The organism is Dyadobacter sp. HNCC25DJ185 (assembly GCF_056895195.1).
Genome location: NZ_JBXHAR010000010.1, coordinates 89866 through 112682, shown reverse-complemented (window position 1 = coordinate 112682; position 22817 = coordinate 89866). Strand labels below are relative to the sequence as shown.

Annotated in this window: 11 protein-coding genes; 6 read left to right on the top strand and 5 right to left on the bottom strand. The window is 50.7% G+C overall.

Annotated features, from left to right (window positions below; translation table 11 throughout):
• Positions 1-38 precede the first annotated feature (38 nt).
• From AC1XUF_RS25820 to AC1XUF_RS25795, 6 genes are all read left to right on the top strand, one after another.
• Complete coding sequence (locus AC1XUF_RS25820) at positions 39-1289, top strand: FecR family protein (RefSeq protein ID WP_483344751.1); 1251 nt, start codon at positions 39-41, stop codon at positions 1287-1289.
• Positions 1290-1460: 171 nt separating this feature from the next.
• A complete protein-coding gene (locus AC1XUF_RS25815) occupies positions 1461-5036 on the top strand; it encodes a TonB-dependent receptor (protein ID WP_483344750.1) in 3576 nt (1191 codons plus the stop codon).
• Between the two features lie 31 nt (positions 5037-5067).
• Positions 5068-6795: a RagB/SusD family nutrient uptake outer membrane protein gene (locus tag AC1XUF_RS25810; RefSeq protein ID WP_483344749.1), complete on the top strand. Its 1728-nt coding sequence runs from the start codon at positions 5068-5070 to the stop codon at positions 6793-6795.
• Positions 6796-6833: 38 nt separating this feature from the next.
• Positions 6834-9059, top strand: a complete 2226-nt coding sequence (locus tag AC1XUF_RS25805; RefSeq protein WP_483344748.1) for a pyrroloquinoline quinone-dependent dehydrogenase — start codon at positions 6834-6836, stop codon at positions 9057-9059.
• Positions 9060-9117: 58 nt separating this feature from the next.
• Complete coding sequence (locus AC1XUF_RS25800; protein WP_483344747.1) at positions 9118-10485, top strand: enolase C-terminal domain-like protein; 1368 nt, start codon at positions 9118-9120, stop codon at positions 10483-10485.
• Between the two features lie 131 nt (positions 10486-10616).
• Positions 10617-12524, top strand: a complete 1908-nt coding sequence (locus AC1XUF_RS25795) for an SGNH/GDSL hydrolase family protein (RefSeq protein ID WP_483344746.1) — start codon at positions 10617-10619, stop codon at positions 12522-12524.
• On the opposite strand, the gene AC1XUF_RS25790 is transcribed toward AC1XUF_RS25795, so the two are convergent.
• The 5 genes from AC1XUF_RS25790 to AC1XUF_RS25770 form a co-directional block, all read right to left on the bottom strand.
• Positions 12525-12914 carry a LytR/AlgR family response regulator transcription factor gene (locus tag AC1XUF_RS25790; protein WP_483344745.1) on the bottom strand — a complete coding sequence of 130 codons (390 nt, stop codon included), beginning with the start codon at positions 12912-12914 and terminating at the stop codon, positions 12525-12527.
• Positions 12915-13065: 151 nt separating this feature from the next.
• Positions 13066-16365: a glycosyl hydrolase gene (locus AC1XUF_RS25785; protein ID WP_483344744.1), complete on the bottom strand. Its 3300-nt coding sequence runs from the start codon at positions 16363-16365 to the stop codon at positions 13066-13068.
• Between the two features lie 193 nt (positions 16366-16558).
• Positions 16559-17416, bottom strand: coding sequence for a sugar phosphate isomerase/epimerase family protein (locus AC1XUF_RS25780; protein WP_483344743.1), 858 nt, complete (start codon positions 17414-17416; stop codon positions 16559-16561).
• Positions 17417-17496: 80 nt separating this feature from the next.
• Positions 17497-18387 (bottom strand): dienelactone hydrolase family protein, encoded by an 891-nt coding sequence (locus AC1XUF_RS25775; protein WP_483344742.1) that lies wholly within the window; start codon positions 18385-18387, stop codon positions 17497-17499.
• Between the two features lie 145 nt (positions 18388-18532).
• Positions 18533-22792, bottom strand: coding sequence for a hybrid sensor histidine kinase/response regulator (locus AC1XUF_RS25770; protein ID WP_483344741.1), 4260 nt, complete (start codon positions 22790-22792; stop codon positions 18533-18535).
• Positions 22793-22817: the final 25 nt, after the last annotated feature.

Here is a 22817-nt window from a genome sequence, read left to right as displayed (position 1 = left end):
AGGTCTGATACAAGTCGGCCGTTACCCTGATAGCACTTATGCATAGCCAACGCCTGGACGATCTGTTTTTTCGGTACTGCGAAAAACGCCTTACCGGAGAAGAACATGATGAACTGATGAGTTTGTTACTGTTGGAAGAAAATCGTCTGCAGATCAACGGGCTGATCGATCAGCTTATCCGCGATGATCATTCCGACTACCGTTTACCGGAGGAAACGGCAGATGATATCCTGACCTCCATCTTCACAGCCACCGCGGCCCAACCCGGGGAGCACGCCGATATTCCCGTGGCCGAACGAGAAGAGGAAACCAGGTTAGCCGTCTGGCCGATTTGGTTGCCAAAGCTTGCAGCGGCTTCGCTGGCTTTGCTATTGCTTTATGGCGGCTATCGCTGGTGGGAAGGAAAAGAACAGCAGCCGGCCCGCGTTGCGGTTTTGCAAAGTGTCTATGGCGAAGACATTGCGGCAGGGGGAAATAAGGCCAGCCTTACATTGGCCAACGGACAAACGCTCGATCTTGCCACGATCACCAGCGAAAGCCTGGAGAGTCAGCCAGGGACCATTATCGACAGGTCCATGGGCGAGGTCAGGTACCAGCAGGGTAAAACAAAAGACCAGGCTATCGGGTACAATACCTTAAAAACACCTTTGGGCGGACAATACAAAGTGGTGCTGCCGGATGGTTCACGTGCCTGGCTCAATGCAGGTTCCAGCCTGAAATATCCGACTGCTTTCGTAGGAACTGCGAGAAACGTGGAAATGACCGGTGAAATCTATTTCGAGATCGAACATAACAAAAAGATGCCCTTCCACGTGCAGGTGGTCGACAGCCATGTCGACAAGAAGGATACCGAAATCATTGTCCTGGGCACGCATTTCAATATCTGCTCATACGACGACGAGCCCACCATACAAACAACGCTGCTCGAAGGGTCTGTGAGGGTTAAAAAAGGCGACGTTGCCAAGATACTCTCCCCTGGCCAGCAAGCCCGGGTCCGTGCCTGCAAAGACGAAGAGGACATTGCGCTCAAAACGGTCGACACAGAAAGTGTGGTAGCCTGGAAAGAAGGACGATTTGAATTTAACGGGACCATCCGTGAAATCATGCGGCAGATCTCCCGATGGTACGATATCGATGTAAACTATGAAGGCAACGTGGAGAAGAAATCTTTTGCAGGGACTATATCCAGGAAAAACAATGTCTCCGAAGTACTGAGAATGCTGGAACTGACCGGCGGCATTCAGTTCAGGATCGACGACCGTAAGATAACCGTAAGAAATACAGACTAAAATGCGCAATCTATCCTAACCCTTAAACCTGAAAACCGTGAATACTTCCTGAAGAAAGTCATTTCCGGATTAATCAAAAAGCCGGATGCGTTGCGACCGCACCCGGCTTCACCTGATTGATCTCTGATCATTGGACAACGAAACATTAACCTTAATCAAGCATACAAAACTATGAAATTTGTATACAAGGGCAAAACCGTCCCATTGGCATCGTATATACTATTGCGTTCCCGGGATTTTCGTTTTGCCGCAGCTAACCGAGTAGACTTTGGCAAAGTACTCCTAACCATGAAATTAACCGCGATAATGATCCTGATTGGCACGCTGCAAGTGTTGGCTGACAACACTTTCGCTCAACAGGTTTCCCTGCGAAAAAAAGATGCGTCCCTGCTGGAAGTACTGAAATCTGTCAGGAAACAAACTGGGTATGTCTTCATTTGCGACCTGGACATGCTCGAAAAAGCCCAGAAGGTAGATATCGACGTGAACAACGCGCCGCTCAGGGAAGTCCTGGATGCCTGCTTTTCCAAACAGCCGCTGACCTATAACATCGTCGACAAAACGATCATTGTCAAAAGAAAGCGGGAAGCACCTCCCAAAAGAAAGGAAGAAACCAGTTTAAAGGAATCCTATCCCTTCACCCCGGACCCGGAAGTGAAACAAAAAATGATGGATTTGATGCTGGAAAAAGTGAAGCCGGAGAACTTCCTCGACATTACCGTCCAAGGAAAAATATCCGACGAGAAGGGCGAACCCCTGGCAGGTGTTAACGTGATCCAGAAAGGCACCCAGCGCGGAACTTCCAGCGATGAAAAGGGGAACTTCAGTATTGAAATCAGCGATCCCGATGCGGTCTTGATATTTTCTTTCGTCGGGTTTGTTTCGCAGGAAACCGTAGTGGGCCGCAGGAGCAACATCGACATTGTTCTTAAAATCGACAATAAAGCGCTTCAGGAAGTGGTCGTCGTCGGTTATGGAACCCAGAAACGTTCGGACCTGACGGGGTCTGTTTCCTCAGTAAAGGCCGAGGATATCAAAAGTTTGCCTGTTCGGAGCGTAAGCGAAGCGTTACAGGGACGCGCAGCCGGGGTGCAGGTAACACGCAACGACGGTTCCCCGGGAGCTTCGTCTGACATTGTCGTCAGGGGCGTGGGATCGATCGGAGGTATGGCGCCGCTCTACATTGTGGACGGCATCAGGATGTCGGCAGGCAATAACTTCAACCTGCAGGACGTGGAGTCCATTGAAATCCTGAAAGATGCAAGCGCAGCAGCTATTTACGGTGCGCAGGCGGCAGGAGGCGTGGTACTGGTCACGACCAAGCGTGGTACGAACCTCGAGAAAATGAACATCAATTTCAATGCTTATTACGGGGTGCGTCAGCCCAGAAACCTGTATAAATTGCTTGATACACCGGATTATGTAAAAGCCAAGTCGGCTTTCGGGGTGGCTACCGGCGGCTGGGGTGACCCCAATACATTACCGAACAATAACTGGGTCGATGATTTGTACCAGAACGGAAGCGACCAGAGCTATTCTCTTTCGCTTTCCGGTGCTACCCCAAAAACCAATTACTATTTATCTGCCAACTACCAGCGCGAGGGCGGCACCATCATCGATAACTATTTTGAAAGGTATGGTATACGGTCCAATGCCGATTTCAAAATCAACAACAGGCTGAAAGTCGGCGAAACCCTTTATGCCTGGCGTACGGGAAACAACCCTGTGCAAACCAGCACCTTCCCTTTCCGGTCAGCTCCATTAGTGCCGGTTTACGATGCCAGTAACCCCGTTGGCGGCTGGGCAAAGACGGGAACATTTTTTACAGGGCCTAACCTGGTAGGAAATGAGCTGATTAACCATGCCAGAAATATCCAGTACGCATTGGAAGGGAATGTTTACGCCGACTGGGAAATTCTGAAAGGGTTAAACCTGCGGGCAACTGTCGGAACCTCGATTTACAGTAGCGCCAATTATAAATTCACAGAGGCCTATGACTTTGGAACGCTGAAAAACGTCAACGCTTTCCTGAGCCGCGACCAGTCCAACTCACGCAACCTGACAGGCAACTTTGTTCTAACCTACAACAAAGTTTTCGGCCCGCACGAATTCAAGGTAATGGCAGGTTATGAGGCCTATCAATCTGATCTGAGCAGTCTGCATGGTGAGGCCCAGGGCTTTCAGGTAATTACCTATAACCTCGGCATGACCACCAATCCGAGTACCTACAAAGCAAGTGGGGGCGAGTTTCCGCAAACGCGGTTATTGTCACAATTCGGACGGGTCAATTACACCTATGCGGGGAAATACCTGTTAACTGCCACAGTGCGCCGCGACGGGTCCGACCGTTTCGGACCGACCAATAAATGGGGGGTATTTCCATCATTTTCATTGGGCTGGAAGGTGAATGAAGAAGCGTTTATACGTGACAACTTCGAGCAGATATCGAACCTGAAAATCAGGGGCAGTTACGGGAAACTGGGAAGTACCAGCAACATCCCGCAATACACCTACCAGGCCTCTTACGGCGGTAGCGGCGGCACCAATATTCTGGGCCTTCCGGACGGAACGCGCTCCAAGGGCTATGCACTGACAGCCCAACTCCCCAATCAGAACATCAAGTGGGAGCAAGTCAACCAGACTGATATCGGTCTGGATCTGGGATTGTTCAGGAACAGCCTCAACCTCACCGCCGACTGGTACAGCCGCCAGACGCAGGATATGATTTACCAGGTTCCCGTGCCGGTATCTGCAGGATTCTACGGTTCGAGTGTTTATACCAATATCGGACAAATGAGCAACAAAGGCATCGAGCTGGCATTGGATTACCGCGGTAAGGTGAAGGATTTCACTTACTCAGTCAGCGCCAACGCTTCTTTCAACCGCAACCTGGTGAAACAGCTGAGCGGGACCAATAATAACCCGATCAACGACGGAGCAGCAGGCGATTACCTCGAAAGCACCGTGGCCCGCACACAGGCAGGACATCCGCTGAGCCAATTCTACGGATATATCGTCGACGGCATATTCCAGTCTGATTCCGAAGTAGGAGCATTGAACCAGAAAGCTCAGGAAGCCGCAGCGGCGGCCGGTCATTCGGCGACCGGCGTTTTTTACCAGGCTGCCGGCACCGGCGCGGGTGACCTCAAATTCAGGGACACCAATGGCGACGGGCGCATTACGATCGACGATAAAACATTCATCGGAAACCCCTGGCCCAAAATGACCTATGGATTTTCTATTAACCTGGGCTGGAAAGGTTTCGACCTCGCGGCGATGTTCCAGGGAATTCAGGGCGTAGATGTGTTTAACGGGAATAAATATTACACCCAGTTCTTTGTAGGCGATTACAATACCACCCGTGATATTTTCAAAACCTCGTTTTTCAACGGCGGCGGCCTGACCGACCAGCCCCGGGTAGGAACCACAGATGCCTCAGGCAACTATGTCCGCGACCCGAATTCCAATTACACCCGGATTTCAAGTTTTGTGGTTGAAAACGGCTCATTCCTGAAACTCCGCAATCTACAAGTCGGTTACAGCCTGCCTTCCTCGTTGCTGAAACAGTGGAAAATGACAGGTTTGCGGATCTATTTCCAGGGACAGAACCTGCTGACGTTCACCAAATACTCAGGTCTTGATCCTGAGATCGTGGGAAGAAACGGCACGACGGCCCGCGGAATCGACACCATTTACTCCTATCCGCGCACGAGGCTTGTATCCATGGGAATCGACCTGAATTTTTAATCCATTTTCTGACCAAACAGCTATCAAGGCTATGAAAATATTAGTTCAAATATCGCTCTTCGTTCTGCTTGCAGGAATATTTTCCTGCAGCGACGATTTTGTAAATGTCGATAACCCCGGGGCACTATCTCCTGCCAATTACCCCAACTCGGTAGCCGACCTGGAACAACTGCTGACGGGTGTTTATGCCACGCAACATGCAAACGGACTTTTTGGCCATACCATGTACGCCAAAAACAGCTGGCTCTGGGACCATACGACCGACCTGAGCTGGCAGGGCACCCCTACCTGGATCCAGATGGGACAAAACAATTCCCAACCCAACGATAGCTTCCTCTACGATACCTGGCGGGAACTATGGCGGGGAGTGCAACGCGCCAACACATTGCTGAACGCCGTGGAAACTTACCGCAAGAAGGCGCCGCAGGATGCCGCATCCATTGACCTCATCAAAGGCCAGGCCCTGTTCCTGAGGGCCTGGTACTATTTCTATCTCGTTTCCTACTGGGGCGAAGGGTTTATTGTAAACGGACAAGGCGGAGATAAGCTTGGCGTGCCCATTATCAGCGAAACGGCTTCCAGCCTGGAAGCTACCCAGGTGTCCCGAGGCACGGTGAAGGAAGGCTGGGACTTTATCGTTGCAGACCTGAAAAATGCAGAAACGCTGCTGAAAGGCACAACCTGGACCGGTGCCTCCGACAAATACAAAGTATCGGGCTGGGCAGTAAAAGGCTTTTTGGGCAAAGTGTATGTGTATCAGGAAGATTGGGCCAATGCAAAAACCTACCTCACCGATGTGGTGACCAACAGCGGCAAATCGCTCGTGACTTTCGATGTTTACAAAAACATGTTCAACGGCATCAACGAATTCACTTCCGAATCGCTTTTTGAAATCAATGTGAACGTGGATATGACGGCACGTGGCGGGGACGACCAGTCTATGGGTTCCAGTATCGGGATGGTGATCGCGCCAACTTTCGTAGGTGACAATGGCGGACAAAGTGCTTCGGCCTGGTCGAACGTATTTCCCCACGCCAAGAACATCGCGCGTTTTGGTTTTAATGAAGGGCATTACTTCAAAGCAGGAACTACCTCGGCCAATATTGCCAATGTGGACCCGGCCTATATCTCGAAATCACTCGCTGCCAGGCAAAATAAAACCGTTGATCCCCGCCTTTGGGTGGCCTGCTACCAACCTTATGTTGACTCCATGGTGGTGAGCGGTAAAAAACGCCCGATCTCGCATTATCTGGATATAACCGAGCTGGATATGGAAGCATGGAGTTTCAGGAAATTTACAAACCCGACAGGCACAGAGGCTGAAATCAATATGTCGAGCGGGGCCAATTTCCCCTGGTTGCGGCTGGCCGACATTTATCTTTTATATGCCGAGACACTTTCACATTCCGGCGATAACACCAACGCTTTGGAATACATTAATAAGGTCAAAAGAAGGGCATACAACTATCCGGTAAACAGCCCGTCGCCGGTGGACTACAAAAGTCTGACCGACGTGACCAAGGCAAGCGATGCGGTTTTGAAAAACGATCCGCTCAAATATGAACGCTGGGCCGAGTTTTTCGCGGAAGGTTCCTGGTGGTTCGACGTATGCCGGTGGAAAATCGGCGACAAGGAAGCTGCATACTATCAACGCATCCGAGGGGGAACGATCCAATGGGATGCGACCGACTATGCGCAGCCGATCCCGATCAACGAGATTACTTCCAATGTCAACATGAGGCAGAACCCGGGGTATTGATTGTCATCCTGGAACTACAAGCAACATCCCACCAAGACATGAATCTTAACCAACCAAAAAGCGCCGTCGAAGGGCGGCGCTTTTTGTACAGGGTCCTTTTGCCCGTTTGCTTCCTTCCAATGGTTGCCTTCGCTTTAATTGGTCAAAAATCTGCCTTATCTGACCAAACGGATGAGGATTGGACAACCTACGGAGGTAACAAAGCAGGCAACAGGTACTCGGCACTTGCGCAGATCCATACAGGTAATGTGACCAAACTGCAGGTCGCATGGCAATATGATGCCGCTAAAAGACCGGAAGGCGCTCCAGCTCCAAGACGCGCCATGGAAATCCAGTGCCAGCCAATCGTTGTGAAAGGCATTCTTTACGGAACCACGCCTACATTGACCCTATTTGCGCTTAAGGCGGATACCGGAGAAGAGCTTTGGAAATTTGACCCTTTTGAAGACGATACTCCCCGGTACCACGCAAGTCGCGGGGTTACGTATTGGGAAAAGGAAAATGACAGACGCATCATCTTCGCGGCGGGAAATCATCTTTTTGCAGTGAATGCTGCCGATGGAAAGCTGGTAGAAAGTTTTGGAACGGGCGGCAAAGTTGATTTACGCGGTGGCTTTTCCGGTTTGCCCGGCAGAGAAAATACGCCGATTTCAGTGGATGCGACCAGTCCGGGGGTTATTTATAAAGATCTGCTGATCATCGGTTCGCGGGTTTCGGAATATGGCGACGCAGCCCCAGGTTATATCCGCGCATTCGACGTTCGGAGCGGCGAATTGAAATGGGTTTTTCATACCATCCCACAACCAGGTGAAAAAGGCTACGAAACCTGGCCAAAAGATGCGTGGAAGAAAATGGGCGGCGCGAATAACTGGGCTGGTATGGTGCTCGATGAGCAAAGAGGCGCCGTTTATTTTGGTACCGGTTCGCCTTCGGTTGATTTCTATGGCGCAGAGCGCGAAGGCCAGAACCTGTATGCAAATTGTGTGATTTCGCTCGATGCGGAAACAGGTAAGCTGAACTGGTATTACCAAACCGTGCACCACGATCTTTGGGACCGGGATATTTCCTGCCAGCCTAACCTGGTGACGGTGAAGCATCATGGCAAGCCTGTGGATGCAGTTGCGCAGGCAACCAAGGACGGATTACTTTTTCTCCTCGACAGAAATACAGGAAAACCGCTCTTTCCGGTGCAGGAACGGCCCACGAAAAGTGCATATACCCTGCCTGGGGAACACCCCTGGCCAACCCAGCCTTACCCTGTCAAACCGGCTCCGTTTGCCCGGCAGGTTTTTACTGAAAATGACATTACCGACATTTCGCCAGAGGCAACTGCTTTTGTAAAAGAGAAATTCGCGTTAAGCCGGTCGGGAAACAAATACCAGACGCCCAGTAAGGAAGGTACCCTCTATCTCGGCATCGGAGGCGGCGCCGAGTGGGGCGGCAATGCAGCCGATCCGGACGGAATCTTGTATCAAAACTCTAACGAAATGGTATGGGACCTCAAAATGATGGATTACAGCGGACAGAAAAATACCTCAGACGGACAAGCTGTTTACATGCGCAACTGTGCCGCATGTCACCGTGCCGACAGGCAGGGTAGCGGCCAGGAATATCCCAGCCTGGTACAGGTAGGCAGCAAGCTCTCCAGGGAGGAGATCCATGCGATCATCAAAAGTGGCCGGGGCAGGATGCCTTCCTTCCAGCATATACCCGACAAGGAACGCCAGGAGCTTGTCCGTTTTCTTTTAAATACAGAAAGCAAACCCGTTGCTGCGGCAGAAAATCACAGCGCCACTGAAGCCCCGGCGGCAATTGTCAAAACGGATTTCCCCTACATTCCGCCCTATATCAACAACGGCTGGACCCGCTTTTTCGATCCCAATGGTTATCCCGCCATCAAACCACCCTGGGGAACGCTCAATGCCATCGACCTCAACACAGGCGAATATCTGTGGCGGGTACCCTTGGGTGAGTTTCCTGAGCTGACCAAAAAGGGGATACCCATTACCGGAACTGAGAATTATGGAGGGCCCATAATCACTGCCGGCGGACTGGTTTTCATTGCTGCTACCAAAGATGAGCGCATCAGGGCTTTCGACCGGAAAACCGGAAAAGTAGTCTGGGAATACCAGCTTCCTGCGGGAGGTTTTGCAACGCCAATCACTTATATGGCAAATGGTAAACAATATGTAGTAATTGCTGCAGGGGGAGCCAAGAACGGGCACAAACCGGGAGGTTTTTATCTTGCATTTGCACTTCCCTGATCATGAAAATACCGCTTAACAACTATTTTTAAAATCCTTAACCCCAAAAATCCGAGTAATGAAAAAAAATACAACCGAAGCTGACCAAAATCGCAGAGATGCCTTGAAAATGCTGGGTGCAGGCTCCGCTGCCGGATTATTGGGCTTGCTGGCAACCCCTTCAAAAGCCGACTCCAGAGAACATTACGCCACCCCGGGCTATGCAAAAGGAATGGCGCCTGTCAAAATCAAAAGCGTAAAAGCAATCGCGACCGCGCCGCAGGGCTCCAACCTGATCGTCGTGAAAGTAGAGACAACCGAACCGGGCCTGTATGGCCTGGGCTGCGCGACTTTCACCCAGCGGGCAATGACAGTCTTAGTAGCGGTCAATACCTATCTGAATGAATTTTGTGCCGGAAAAGATGTCGATAACATCGAGGATATGTGGCAGTCGGCTTATGTAAGCTCTTACTGGCGGAACGGCCCCGTACTGAACAATGCATTGAGCGGACTGGACGAGGCGCTTTGGGATATCAAAGGAAAACGCGCCGGAATGCCTGTTTATCAGTTGCTGGGCGGCAAAGTCAGGTTTGCTATCCCCTGTTACACCCACGCAGGCGGGAAAACTGCCGAAGAAACTGCCGACGATGTGCAGCGGATCATGGAACGAGGCTTCAAGTACATCCGTATCCAGCAGGGTGGGTATGGGGCGGTAGGAAGCACCGAACAGAAACCGGATTTCAAAGCGGCCGGGTTCGGCGGGGAAACGGACGCCTATATGAACGAACGCTCCTATCTCAAATCGGTACCCAGGCTTTTTGAAACCGTGCGTAAAAAGTGTGGCGAGGAAATCGAGCTGCTGCACGACATCCACGAGCGGGTACAGCCGATGGATGCCATCAATATGATCAAAGCATTGGAAGAATACAGGCCGTTTTTCATCGAAGACCCGTTTTCTCCCGAAAATATGGGCTGGTTCAAACAATTGCGGCAGAGCACCACAGTACCCATTGCCATGGGCGAGCTTTTTAACAATATCAATGAATTCAGGGAACCGATGGCACATCAGATGTTCGACTATATCCGCTGCCACGTATCGCAGATCGGCGGCATTTCACCAGCCATGAAAGTAGCCAGGCTGGGCGAGTGGTTTAACGTCAAAACGGCCTGGCACGGCCCTGGTGATGTTTCCCCGGTAGGCCACGCCGCGCATGCGCACATCGATCTGGCGATCTGGAACTTTGGGATCCAGGAGGCTGTCAGCTTTATCGACAAAACGCAGGAGGTTTTCAAGGGCTGCCCGACTATGAAAAACGGCTATATGTCCGTAAACGAAGTCCCGGGGCTGGGTGTGGATATCGACGAAAAGGAGGCTGCCAAATACCCGATCAGTTCCAAGTCCAACTGGCAGGTACGAAGATTTGACGGGACAATTATCAGACCGTGACAATTGTCGTCGCGCTGCGCGCAGTCGAAGGACCAGAAGCTGGCTGAAAAAAGGCATATTGTCGGCCCGGCAGCGTCCTTCGACCGCCGGGCGGAACCACCAGCTCACGCCGACATTTTTTAGATAACACAATGAACAAAACCCGACTACTTTTCTTTAAGATACTGGCTGTTTCGGCGCCTTTGCTCCTGCTGGCGCTGCTGGAAGTCGCTTTGCGGTTGTTCGGGTATGGGCATGATTTAAGTCTTTTTATCAAAGACCCTGCGCGCAAGGGCTATCTGGTGATGAACAAGTATGTGTCTGAAAAGTATTTTTCGACGCAGCAGAATGCTACGATCGGGAATTACGAGCCGTTTTCGGAGAAAAAGCAGCCGGGTGTTTTCAGGATATTTGTCCTGGGCGAATCCACGACCATTGGCTATCCTTATATGCACAATGGCTCCTTTCATCGCTGGCTGCAATACCGGCTGATGCATACTTATCCCGACAAGGATTTTGAAGTGATCAACCTTTCGCTGACTGCCGTCAATTCCTATACTGTGCTGGATTTCGCAAAAGGGATTTTGGATTACAAGCCCGACGTAGTGTTGGTTTACACCGGGCACAATGAATATTATGGCGCATTGGGTGCCGGATCTGCGGGCTTTGGTGGCAGCAGTCCTTTTTTGATCGGAATACTGATACGATTGAGGGAATTTCGATTTTTTCAGCTGATTTCAAACGCAGTTTCCGGCATTACAGAACTGATTTCCGGTGAAAAACCTGATCTCCGCGAAAACCTCATGAAACGGATGGCGGCTGATCAGCGGATCCCCTTTGCGAGCGAAAAATACCATGCGGGAATCGATCAGTTTAAAAATAATATCGATGCGCTTTGCGAGTTACTGAGCTCAAAAAAGATCCCCTTGCTGCTTAGTAACCTCGTCAGCAACGAAAAGGACCTGAAACCGCTGATGAGCCTTGCCGGGGATGGGAAGGTGTCCGCAGATATCCATTTCCAAACGGGTAGCAAGCTTTATCAAACCGGAAATTACGTCGGCGCCAAACAGGAATTTATTAGGGCGAAAGAGCTGGATGTTTTGCGTTTCCGCGCACCTGAAACGATCAATGATATCATCGGAGAAATGGTCAAGAAATATCCGGGAACCGTCCTGATCGATACCAGAAGGTTGTTTGAACAACATTCCCCGCATCACATCCTTGGCTCTGAAACGCTGCTGGAACACGTTCATCCTAACCTGCTGGGTTACGGATTGCTTTCGGAGAGTTTTTACCAGGGATTAAAGGGAAGCAGGCTGATCCCCTCGGGCGGAGCGAAAGAAATGTCTTTTAGGACATTGCAAAAACAAATGCCTGTTACCGCTGTGGACTCACTGAAAGGCGCCTATGAGGTGATGATACTGAAAGAAGGCTGGCCGTTTAATGTGCCCGTGCCGCCAGCGGAAAAACGAAAAAGAACCATTGAAGAAGAATTGGCCGGTGCCCTCGCAGTAAAGCAGATCTCCTGGCGCGAAAGCATGAACAGGCTGCAAAACCACTACGTGGCCGCACACGATACCGCAGGCGTGCTCAAAGTAACCGAGGCATTGGTGCTCGAAAACCCGCTCGACCTGGCCTTGTATGACCGGGCCGGCAAGTTATCCCTGGCATTGAACGAAAATGAAAAAGCGATTACCTATCTGACGGCCGCGTTCCGGAAAGAGAAAAGTTTCGAAAGGGCACGTCAGCTTTTTGTCGCGCTACTGAAAAACGACCGGCCGGTTGAGGCATTAAAATACATCGAGTATGCGGCTGCAAACAATCCTTCCGGATTTAGCCTGAATGAATTATATGCTTTTGTAAAGCAATTGATTGCTGTCAGAGAACGCTTCGCGAAAGACAGCACGGACGTCCGCCTCAGCAACCAGCTGGCCCTGGGCTATCTCAAATTTGCCAACACAGCAGCTGCCGGGAAGTATGTAAAAAGATCTTTGCAACTGGACCCCGGCAATGCTGACGCGCTGAAAATACAGCAACAGGTGCATGCCGTCAGCAGGTAATCAACGGCAGTTCCGCAATGCTTCATGCGCCTCTCTGAGCCTTCTGCGCGCAATAGGTATGTATTTTCCGCTAGTCAGCTGCACATTGTCCGACCACGCAGACCGGATGTGCAGGACGTTGACCGTGTAGGATTTATGAATTCTTACAAAATCTCCTTGCAACATCTCCTGAACAGTTTTGAGGCATTTGGAAACCAGGTACCTGCCTGTTTTGGTGCACACAAACGTGTAATTTCCTTCGCCTTCCAGGTGTGTGATATCGCTGGCCCTCAAAGGCAGCGGCCGCCCCAGGGCCTGAACAACGATAAAGTCTGATTTCTGACCTTGAGCAGGAGGGAATGCTGAAAATGCGAAGGTTGGATGAATGGATGTTTTAATGGTCGTTTTCATGGCAAACAGGTAAATGGATGGGCTGATAGATCAATTGTGACACAAATCTGCCTGATCCAGAGCGCCTTGCCAACCTGCAGGTGCCTGAAATGTCATTTTGGTTCATTGTAACGTGGCTTTCCTGTGTTGAATGGTGTACAGGATGAAGCTGTCATCTGGCCCTGGCTTCCAGCAACCTCACAGGGCCTAGCAGCCCCGAGGGCAGCAAAGGGGAGTCGGGCTTGTAAAAAGGCATCGTTGTGAATGTGAACTTCTGGGTAACGCCCGGCTGGGCATCGCCGATCAGACGGTTCACCCAAAGGTTTGTGACTTTCACCACCACCTCGTTGCTCCCTGACCTCAGCGCCTGTGTGATATCAATTTTAAAGGGGTTTTTCCAGACAGTCCCCACACTTTTGCCATTGACGGCCACTTCGGCGATATTTTTTACATCTCCGAGATCTAGGATGTATGATGCATTTTTGCCCACCGCTGGCAATTCGATGGTATTCTGATAAGTGGCCGTGCCGGAAAAGTATTTGATACCGGGATCCGCATTTTCAGAAAGAGATGCCAGTGTATTGAATGTCGCTTGCTGCGGTGCGCCCCTACCCTCCTGGAAAGTCAGTTTCCAGGCACCCTTTACCTTGGCGACTTCGGTTTCGCTCATAGCCGGTTTTGTAAAAGCAGCAACAGTTGCTTTGCCCTCAAAAACAACAAAATATGCCCCCCAGGACTCAAATTTCAAAGGCACAATGGTGCGCCCGTCCTTGATCTGGTACGATACCTTCTCCGTTTTGCCCGTTTCGGGATTCCATAATTGCGGTACTTTCCCGGTCACGCGGAAGCTTACAACCGCTTCGTTGGGGTTCTCGCTACGGTTATCCAGCCAATACAGGTCGGCATCGGCCGTCTGACGGTGAACAAAGAGAATCTTTGCTTTTGCACCCGAAATATCTACATCTTTTTTGATGCCCATTTCACTCAGTACGGTTTCCAATGGTTTTGAAGAAACATTGGGATTACCCCATATCCGGTTAACCAATGCGGTAAATTCGGCGGCATCGTCGGTGAGGCTCGGCGTCCTTTCAGGTTTTGTCCCGGCCACCCTCATGCCCGATTTTACCAATTCGCCAAGCTTTTTCAATACGGGCAGCGTCATGTTTTTAGCCGTTGAATCCAATACCATCAAACGGTACGATTGCCCGCTCGGTGTAACGATTTTGCTGTCCTTGATGGTTATAGCGCCCTTCAGGACGGTGGCATTGGCAAAGTCGTACTCGTATCCCGCCGGGACATCGGGCAGTTTCCGGGCGAATACCTGGGTAATGTTATTGTTTTCTCCATAGTAGTACAAGACGTCGACCACCGGCTTGCCCTGCTGCAAAAGGAAGCAGCTCCTGCTCAGGTAATCCGTCCAGACTTTCGCCTGTTCGGCCCAGGTTTCCTGCCTGGTAAAATATTGCCCGAACGGCCCGAGCGAGAAGCCCGGCTTTTTGTCGTCCAATGGCTGATGAACTGAGGTATGTATGACAAAACGGTTCAGACCCGAGGCCATTTCAAGGTCCGCGGTACGTTTCAGCTTCTCCGGATGCCAGCTGAACGCATTGCCTATCGAGGTCATGGATTCGGCGGCAACCAGATTTTGTCCGTAAATGTGCGCCACAGAAGCGGCTTCCCTTATGTCTGCCTCGCTCCTGACTTCTTCGTCTGCACCCCCTGCGAGGCTGCCGGGCGTCCACATGGCGGACATCGGTATATCGGCTCGGCGTTTCACGTCCATTCCGTCGGCGAGAAAAATCCGCCCGTTTTCGTGCGACTCGGTATACCGTTTCATGCCGCGTGCGTGCAGTGCATCGCCGATCACTTCATAGTGGTTTTCGACGATCAGCTCGCCAATGGTTTTACGGTAATCCCACAGAAATTTTTCGCTGGCTTCCCCGCTCTGCACCACCCTGCCGGTCAGTACCGGCAGCCACGGCAGGAGGTCGTATCCCCGGCGCTTTTTGAATTCTTCGGGCATTGCCAAGGTCCAGGTCATGTGTCCCGCTTCGTAGCTATCCAGAACCATATTACTCAACCCCTCTGCGCCCATTTGCCCGCCGGTAGCATCCTTGTACATGTCCAGGTAGGTTTCAATGTATTTACTCACGGCAGCCTGGTCAAGCTTATCCACTTCCAGCCCGGTAGCTTCCGGGGAAGCCGGGTGATTCTGCCGTCCGGTGAGGGAGTAGCCCAGGCGGAGCACCACCCAGTTGCCCGCCGGGGCTGCCCAGCTGAGCGTACCGTCTGCATTCATCTTCGAGGTAAGGTCGATCACATCCTGTATTGGAATGGCGTCAGCGTCTTTCCTGATCAGGGTATGTGTATTTTCTTTCCAGGGACTAAAGCCGGCCTTTTCTTCAAACAAATCCACTCTATCGGTGTTATAGAGCACAATCTCGGCCACCTGAACTCCATCCGGCTTGGGCGTGCCCTGACGGCCCCCGAACATTTCGGCGAAGGGGTTGCCCTGGGGCGCGAGCGTTTTGAATGCAAACCGGAAATACTTCGCCGTGGTGGGTACTATGCTCATCGTCTTCTGAGGTACGGTGCTGCCTTGGATGGTCACTACATCCCGGAAATTCACCCCGTCGTCGCTGACTTTCAACACCCTGTTATTGGGCGAACCTGTGAATTCCGCCAACGCCCCGCCGCTGCTCGCTCCTACAATTGTAAAAGCTTTCACCGTTTGAGGGCTCTCGAATTCATACTGCACCCACATATCCTGCCCGATTTCCGCCGGCGGCAGCAAAGTCGATTTCGCAAGGTCACCGTCCGTCAGGTCGGCCAGACTGAATGTGCCGCCGCTGGATGTGATCTTTGGATTAAGGGCAGTGAACGATTTCTCGTTTGCTGGCAAGCGGTAGGCAATCACTTTTGCATCGGCATAATAAGTGGGAAGCGGCCCGGCAGGGCCTCCCAGCGTACTTGCACCCATGGGTATGTTCTGGAAGGCGCCTGTGGTGTTGGAAGGCTGCGGAAGTTTTCCCGGGAACGCCTGGCCACCCGTTACGTACGTTTCTGTCCAGACATATTTTTTCATAGCATCACTTGCAGGGACCCAGGGCCCGCCCGTCACGCTCCAGCCGGGAGACGCCGCAATGGTCATTTCCAAATGAAATTTTTTCGCAAGATCGGTGGTATACTTAAAGGCGTCTTTCCATTCCGGTGTCATGAATACCAGCTTCCTGGCAGTTATCTGCGGCGTAAAAAGGCTCGCATCGAAGTTCTGAAAACCTCCGATCCCCACGCGGTCCATCCATTCCAGGTCTTTGGCAATCCCTTCTTTGGTAATATTCCCGTTCATCCAGTGCCACCACACGCGGGGCCTGGCTGCATGAGGCGGTGTTTGAAAACCCGTCTGAAGTGCGGAAGGCTGCGCCAGGGCAAGCACGGGCAGCATCAGTGCCAGCATAAAAATTGTCTTCATTTTGAAATCGGCTTTTCCGGTGAAACGAAACCATTACAGATCCATTTACTGTCTGACCACACAGAGAATAAATATTTTTCTATTAATAATTTGTATAGTACTAGTTAGCCAAATTTCCGCCTTGATCGGCAAAATCAGAAGTAATTATTTTGCAGGGCTTTTAGAGGGAAAATCCTCACGCCGGTTCCTGCCTTTATTTTTTCAGGCTTTTCAGATATGCCATGGTCTGCGGCACCTGCACCGCGTAGCTGGGACTCTCATCCTCGATGTAATAGTGCTCGATCGCAGACTTCTGGGCAGCTTTCAGGATCGCAGGGATGTCCAGCTGGCCAGTCCCCAATGCAACGTCATTGGTAACCGGGGTACCTCCCGATAAATTTCCTTCTACACCCTTGCGCAGGTCTTTCATGTGCATCAGCTTGAAACGCCTGGGATATTTTTTGAGCAGACCTGCGGGATCTCCGCCAGGGAAAAATGCCCACAGCACATCCAGTTCGAAGTTAACATAAGTCGGGTCTGTCTTCTGGATGATGTAATCCATCAGCGTGCCGTCCTCATATTTTTCAAATTCGTAACCGTGGTTGTGGTAACAAAAACTCAGACAGAATTCGTCTTTCAGCTTTTTCCCGATCGCATTGAAATCGGCAATGGTTTTGTCTGCCATCTCGACGGTGAAAGGCCCTTTATGAGGTACCCAGGCCACACGCACAAACTTGGCGCCCAACGTTTTGGCATTTTGGCCAACTTCTTGTGTTTTGTTCAACGCGTCATCGTAGCTCACTCCGAAGGACGAACAAAGTATCCCGCGCTCGTCCAGCATTTTCCTGAGGTCGGCTGCGGTGTTCCCAAATAGGCTGGAAAACTCCATATCCTTAATCCCCAGCATTTTAAGCGTGTCCAATGTAGCTGCAGTATTTTTGGAAAGACTGGCACGGTAAGTGTAGGAAACCATCCCAGGCGTTTGCGGGAAAAGCTGTTTTCCTTTTTGCGCGAAGGACACTTGGCTGATCAATACCATGACGAGTGCCGACAGCAGGCTTTTGATGTTCATTTTTTTAAAGGTTTGTGCATGCATTTTTACATACGCATATCACCATGACGAAAGACCAGGCGCCTCACCCTGCCCGGCTTTTACGATTTCAGTTTTTCGGTAAAAAAATCGATCGTGCGCTTCCATGCCAATTCCGCAGCAGGCTTGTCGTAGCGGGGTGTCGTGTCATTGTGAAACCCATGGTTCACGTCCGGATATATATAGGCCGTGTATTCCTTGTGGTTCTCTTTCAAGGCCTTTTCGTAAGCCGGCCAGCCCTCGTTCACGCGGGTATCCAGACCGGCGTAGTGCAGGAGAAGCGGAGCTTTTATTTTCGGGACATCTTCGGTTGCGGGCTGTCCCCCATAAAAAGGCACCGAAGCTGCCAGCTCGGGAATCCTGACAGCCATCATATTTGCGATCCCTCCGCCAAAGCAAAAACCCACGACGCCTATTTTTCCGTTACAGTCTGGATGGTTTTTCAAATATTCAAAGGCGGCGATAAAATCCTCTGACATTTCATTGCGGTCGCGCTTGCTCTGAAGTTCCCTTCCCTTATCATCATTGCCGGGATAACCGCCCAATGGTGTCAGGGCATCCGGTGCGATTGAGATAAATCCCGCCAGGGCCGCCCTTCTGGCCACATCCTCGATGTGCGGGTTCAGGCCGCGGTTTTCATGCACCACCACAATTCCACCCAGCTTGCCAGCCGCTCCTTCCGGTTTAGACAATAACGCTTTGATCGTTTTACCGCCCTTCGGGGAATCATAGTTGATGTAGTCGGATTTTAACCTGGGATCATTGGCCAGTACCTGAATAGCACCTTGATAATCAGGCATTAAAAAGCTCATCAACGACGCGACGGTCACGCCGCCCACGGCATATGCCGACAAGCTCTGCATGAAATTCCGTCTGTCGATCCGGTCGTGCGCATAGTCGTCGTAAAGGTCAAAAACTTCCTGTTTAATGTCTTCTTTTCTGATCTGGCTCATGTATTTGCTAGTTTAGATGTTGATTTTGATGTTTTAAATGAAAGACCTTTTAACCTGCATCATACTCTGGCGGCAGCTTATCCTGCGGCCCCGTTCCTTGGCCTGATACCAGTGCGCAGACAGAAGATCCATTCCAAAGCTCCAACTACAAATCCAGCTGTACATGGTGGATTGTTTGAAAGGCTCTTCTGAGGACTTCCTTGATCACTTCCAGCCGCATCGGTTTGGACATATAATCGTTCATCCCGATACTCAGACAGTTTTGTCTGTCCTCGATCATGGCATTGGCGGTCAGCGCCACGATATAGGGAGAAGCTCCGTACTGCTGCCGGATTTGCTTCGTAGCCTCCAGACCATCCATGTCAGGCATTTGCACGTCCATCAGCACCACGTCGTAACGATCTGTGGCAAGTCTATCCAATACTTCAAACCCGTTGCTAACCACATCGGCCCCATATCCCATTTTCTTCAACACATATTCGATAAACTTCTGATTAACCAGATTATCCTCGGCAACAAGGATATGGAGAGGATAATCCAATGAAAAATTTTCCTCCAATAGCCTTGTTTCTGCCCCTGGTTCCGCATGCACACGCACCTGGTTGGTCAGTCCTCCATAGATTGCTTTGAGTAAAACCGATTTTTTAACGGGTTTGATGACGATATCCGATATCAATCCTGGGAATTTCGTCCTGGCATCGTCTCGGGCAGTACTCAGCAAAATCACGCCAAGCGTGGCCCCCTCTTTTTTAACAGAACGGACAAACGAAAGGCCGTCTTCTTCGGGCATATCCGCATCGACAAGGATCAGCTCGATACGCTTATCCTGTTCCAAAGCCTTGCGGGCTTTCGCAGCAGACAGCGCGAGAATGGGCAGGAGCTGCCATTGGTCCAGATAATTCTTCATAATCTGTAAACTCCTGCGGTTATCGTCGATCACGAGTACGGCTTTACCTTTGATCCGGAGCAGGTTATCCGTTTCGATCACCTCAGCCGCTTTCCTGTCGCTGAATTTGGTAACAATGTAAAAATGGAATGACGACCCCTTTTCATATTCGCTTTCCACGCCAATTTCGCCGTTCATGAGTTTGATCAGGCGTTCGCTGATCACCAGCCCCAGGCCAGTCCCGCCGTATTTCCTGTTCACAGAAGAGTCAACCTGAGAAAAGGCTTGGAAAAGATTAGAAAGATTGTCGGCACGGATACCGATGCCGGTATCTTTTACATTGAAACCAATGCCGATCTGGCCATCCAAAGGATCCGAGTACTTGATTACCTCCACATAAACTTCACCCTCCGACGTGAATTTGAGGGCATTGTTGATCAGGTTGGTCAAAATCTGCTTCAGTCTCATGCTATCGCCAACCAGGTATTCGGGCAGCGCGGGATCGATCTGGTACAGCAGGTCAATATTTTTCCTGGACGCCTGCAATGCAAACAGGTCCATCAATTCTTCCATCACGGGGCGCAGTTCATATTCGCGTTCTTCCAGATCGATTTTACCGGATTCTATTTTCGAAAAATCCAGGATATCATTGATCACACTCACCAGCGTTTCCCCGCTATTCGTGATTGTCCTGGTATACTCGAGCTGTTCCTCTGTCAGTTCGGTTTCGGACAACAAGGCTGTCATACCGATCACCCCATTCATGGGAGTTCGTATCTCATGACTCATTGTTGCCAGAAAAATGCTTTTAGCCTGGTTCGCGCGTTCAGCCTCTTCACGGGCCAGCTGCTCCTGTTCGTGTTGTTCATGGAGTTCTTCGGCCTGTACCCGCAGTTCTTCGGATTGAGATTGCAACTCCTCGTTGAGCGCGTACAGGTGGTCCGACTGGGCGTGCAATTCCTCCGCTTGTTTCTGCACCAACGCTGTCCGCTCGTCCACCAGTTTTTCCAGCTCTGCTTTTTGGCTGATAATCGCATTGACACGGTACCGGTAGAGCAGGTAAACAGAGCAGGCTGTAAAAACAACCGTCAATATCATAAACCACCAGGTCAGCCAAAACGGCGGGGTAATGATGATGGTCAGGTCGTGATCTGCGTCAATCCAGTCACCGGAAATATTCTGGGCCCTGACTTTGAATGCGTATGTTCCGTGAGGCAGGTTGGTATATACAGCCGTATTTTTGCCGCCCGCGTAGTTCCATTCCCGATCAAATCCTTCGAGCAGATAGGCGTAATTTCTGCGGGAAGATGCGAAATCCAGGGCGGCGTAATCCAGGGAGATAAACGATTGGTCGTACGATAGCGTGAGGGAATGCGTTTCAGATATTTCTTTGGGTAAAACCGCCCTCCCCTGACTGGCTATCGCCGTAATGTCACGATTAAATATCTTGAAATTGGTAATGACAATCGGAAACCCGCCCGAACCATGGTGTACCTGCCCGGGATTGAATTGATTGAAACCATTGGCGCCCCCAAAATACAAGTTGCCATCACTATCCCTGAAAGCCGATTTTTGCTTGAATTCTTTACCCTGGAGCCCATATTCTACTGAGTAATTCTGAAATTTTCCGAGCCTGGGATCAAACATGGACAGCCCGTCTACGGTACTGATCCAAAGCATGCCCTTTTCGTCTTCCACAATCGCTTCGGCCACGTTATTGATCAGCCCCTGCTCGGTCGTATATTTTTTGCATTTACCCGTCGAAGGGTCGAATCGGACCACGCCCGTCAAGGTACATATCCACAAAATGCCTCGCTGATCTTCGATCAGGCTATTGATAGAACTGGTGTACAGTTGCTTGTTTTCCGACAGTTCGTAAACAACAAAAGAATCAGTGGCAGGATCGTAACGGTTCAGCTCGCCGATTCCCGTCCCCAGCCACAGATTACCCTTCCGGTCTGTCAGCAGGCAGTTGACATTATCGTCGGAGAGGCTTTTCGGGTTACCAGGCTCGTGGGAATAGTGCCTGAAGACCTTGCGCACAGGATCGTAGGCATCGAGGCCTTCCCCGTAAGTGCTCAGCCACATTTGCTGATCGGTCGTTCGGGCAATTGCATAAACATTGTCGTTCCGAAGCGAATTGGCAACACCCGGCTGGTGCCTGATCACATTAAACTGCCGGGTGACGGGATCGAAAATGCTTACTCCCTCCCCCCAAGTGCCGATCCAGAGCCTGTGGTCACGATCACCGACAAGTGCCAGGACATAATCGCCAGAAACGCTGTTCCCCGTTTTTTTCTTCCGGTATGCCGTGAATTTTCGTGTTCCCTTATCAAAAAAATTCAGGCCGCCGCCATCCGTGCCGATCCACATATTCCGCTTCGTATCCTCATAAAAGCAAAGAACGAAATCGTGCGAAAGGCTGCCCGGCGACGAATTATGCCGAAAGTGTTCAAAGCCAACGGGGTTCGTGTAAATGTTGACACCCCCGCTGTATATTCCCAGCCACAAATCGTCCTGCCTGTCTTTGTAAATGTAATCGACCGAGTTCCCGGCAATGCTGCTGGGGTCTATCTCGTCGTGGACATAGGCGGCAAATGTCCATTTTTCGGTATTCAGAACGTTCAAGCCGCCGTTTTCGGTACCTACCCAGATACTTCCCCGGCTCTCATTAATGCTGGTAATGTTATTGTGGGAGATCGATGCAGGGTCATCCGGATTGTTTTTGAAATGTCGGAACGTCCCATTTTCCGGCTGATAAAGGTTTAAGCCGCTGCCATAAGTGCCAATCCATAACCTGTTTTTGCTGTCCTCGTAAATGCATTTCACGTGGTTTCCAGAAAGTGAAGCTGCTGAACCGATGCTTGCTATGAACCTCTTAAACGACCCGGTTTTCCGGTCCAACAGGTTAAGGCCGTTAGCTGTACCAACCCAGATATTGTCACGGCTATCGCAAAAGGCCGTATTGATAATATTATCGCTCAGGCTGTTTCCGTTGTGTGCATCAGACTTAAAATGGGCGATGACGATTCTTTTGACGGGATCAAATTCATCAAGACCAGCAGTAGTTGCCAGCCACAGTTTCCCCTGTTTGTCAAAAACGATCCTGGTAATGTAGTTGCCTGCAATGCTCCGGGTATTGTTCTCCTGGTGAACATAGCTTTTAAATGTTCCGCTGTTCCGGTCAAAGAGATTCAATCCTCCACCGCTGGTCGCGATCCAGATATTCCCCGACTGATCTTCGGCAAGACTGGCTACCACGTCATTGCTGAGGCTGTTCCTGTTTTTCTCTTCGTTTTTATAAACCCTGAATTCGTGCCCGTCGTACCGGTTCAGGCCACCGTTGGTACCGATCCAGATAAAGCCCCTTTTATCCTGAAAGATACAGTTGACGTGATTGTCGAGAAGCCCGTCTTCGGCCGAGATATGCTTAAAATGAAAAGGTCTGTTTTGCGCGAAGGAACAGACTGAAATGAATTGCAGCAGCGTGAAAAAAAGACAGCAGGAAAACCACTTCATATTTTTTCTAAAGGCGTAGAAATAC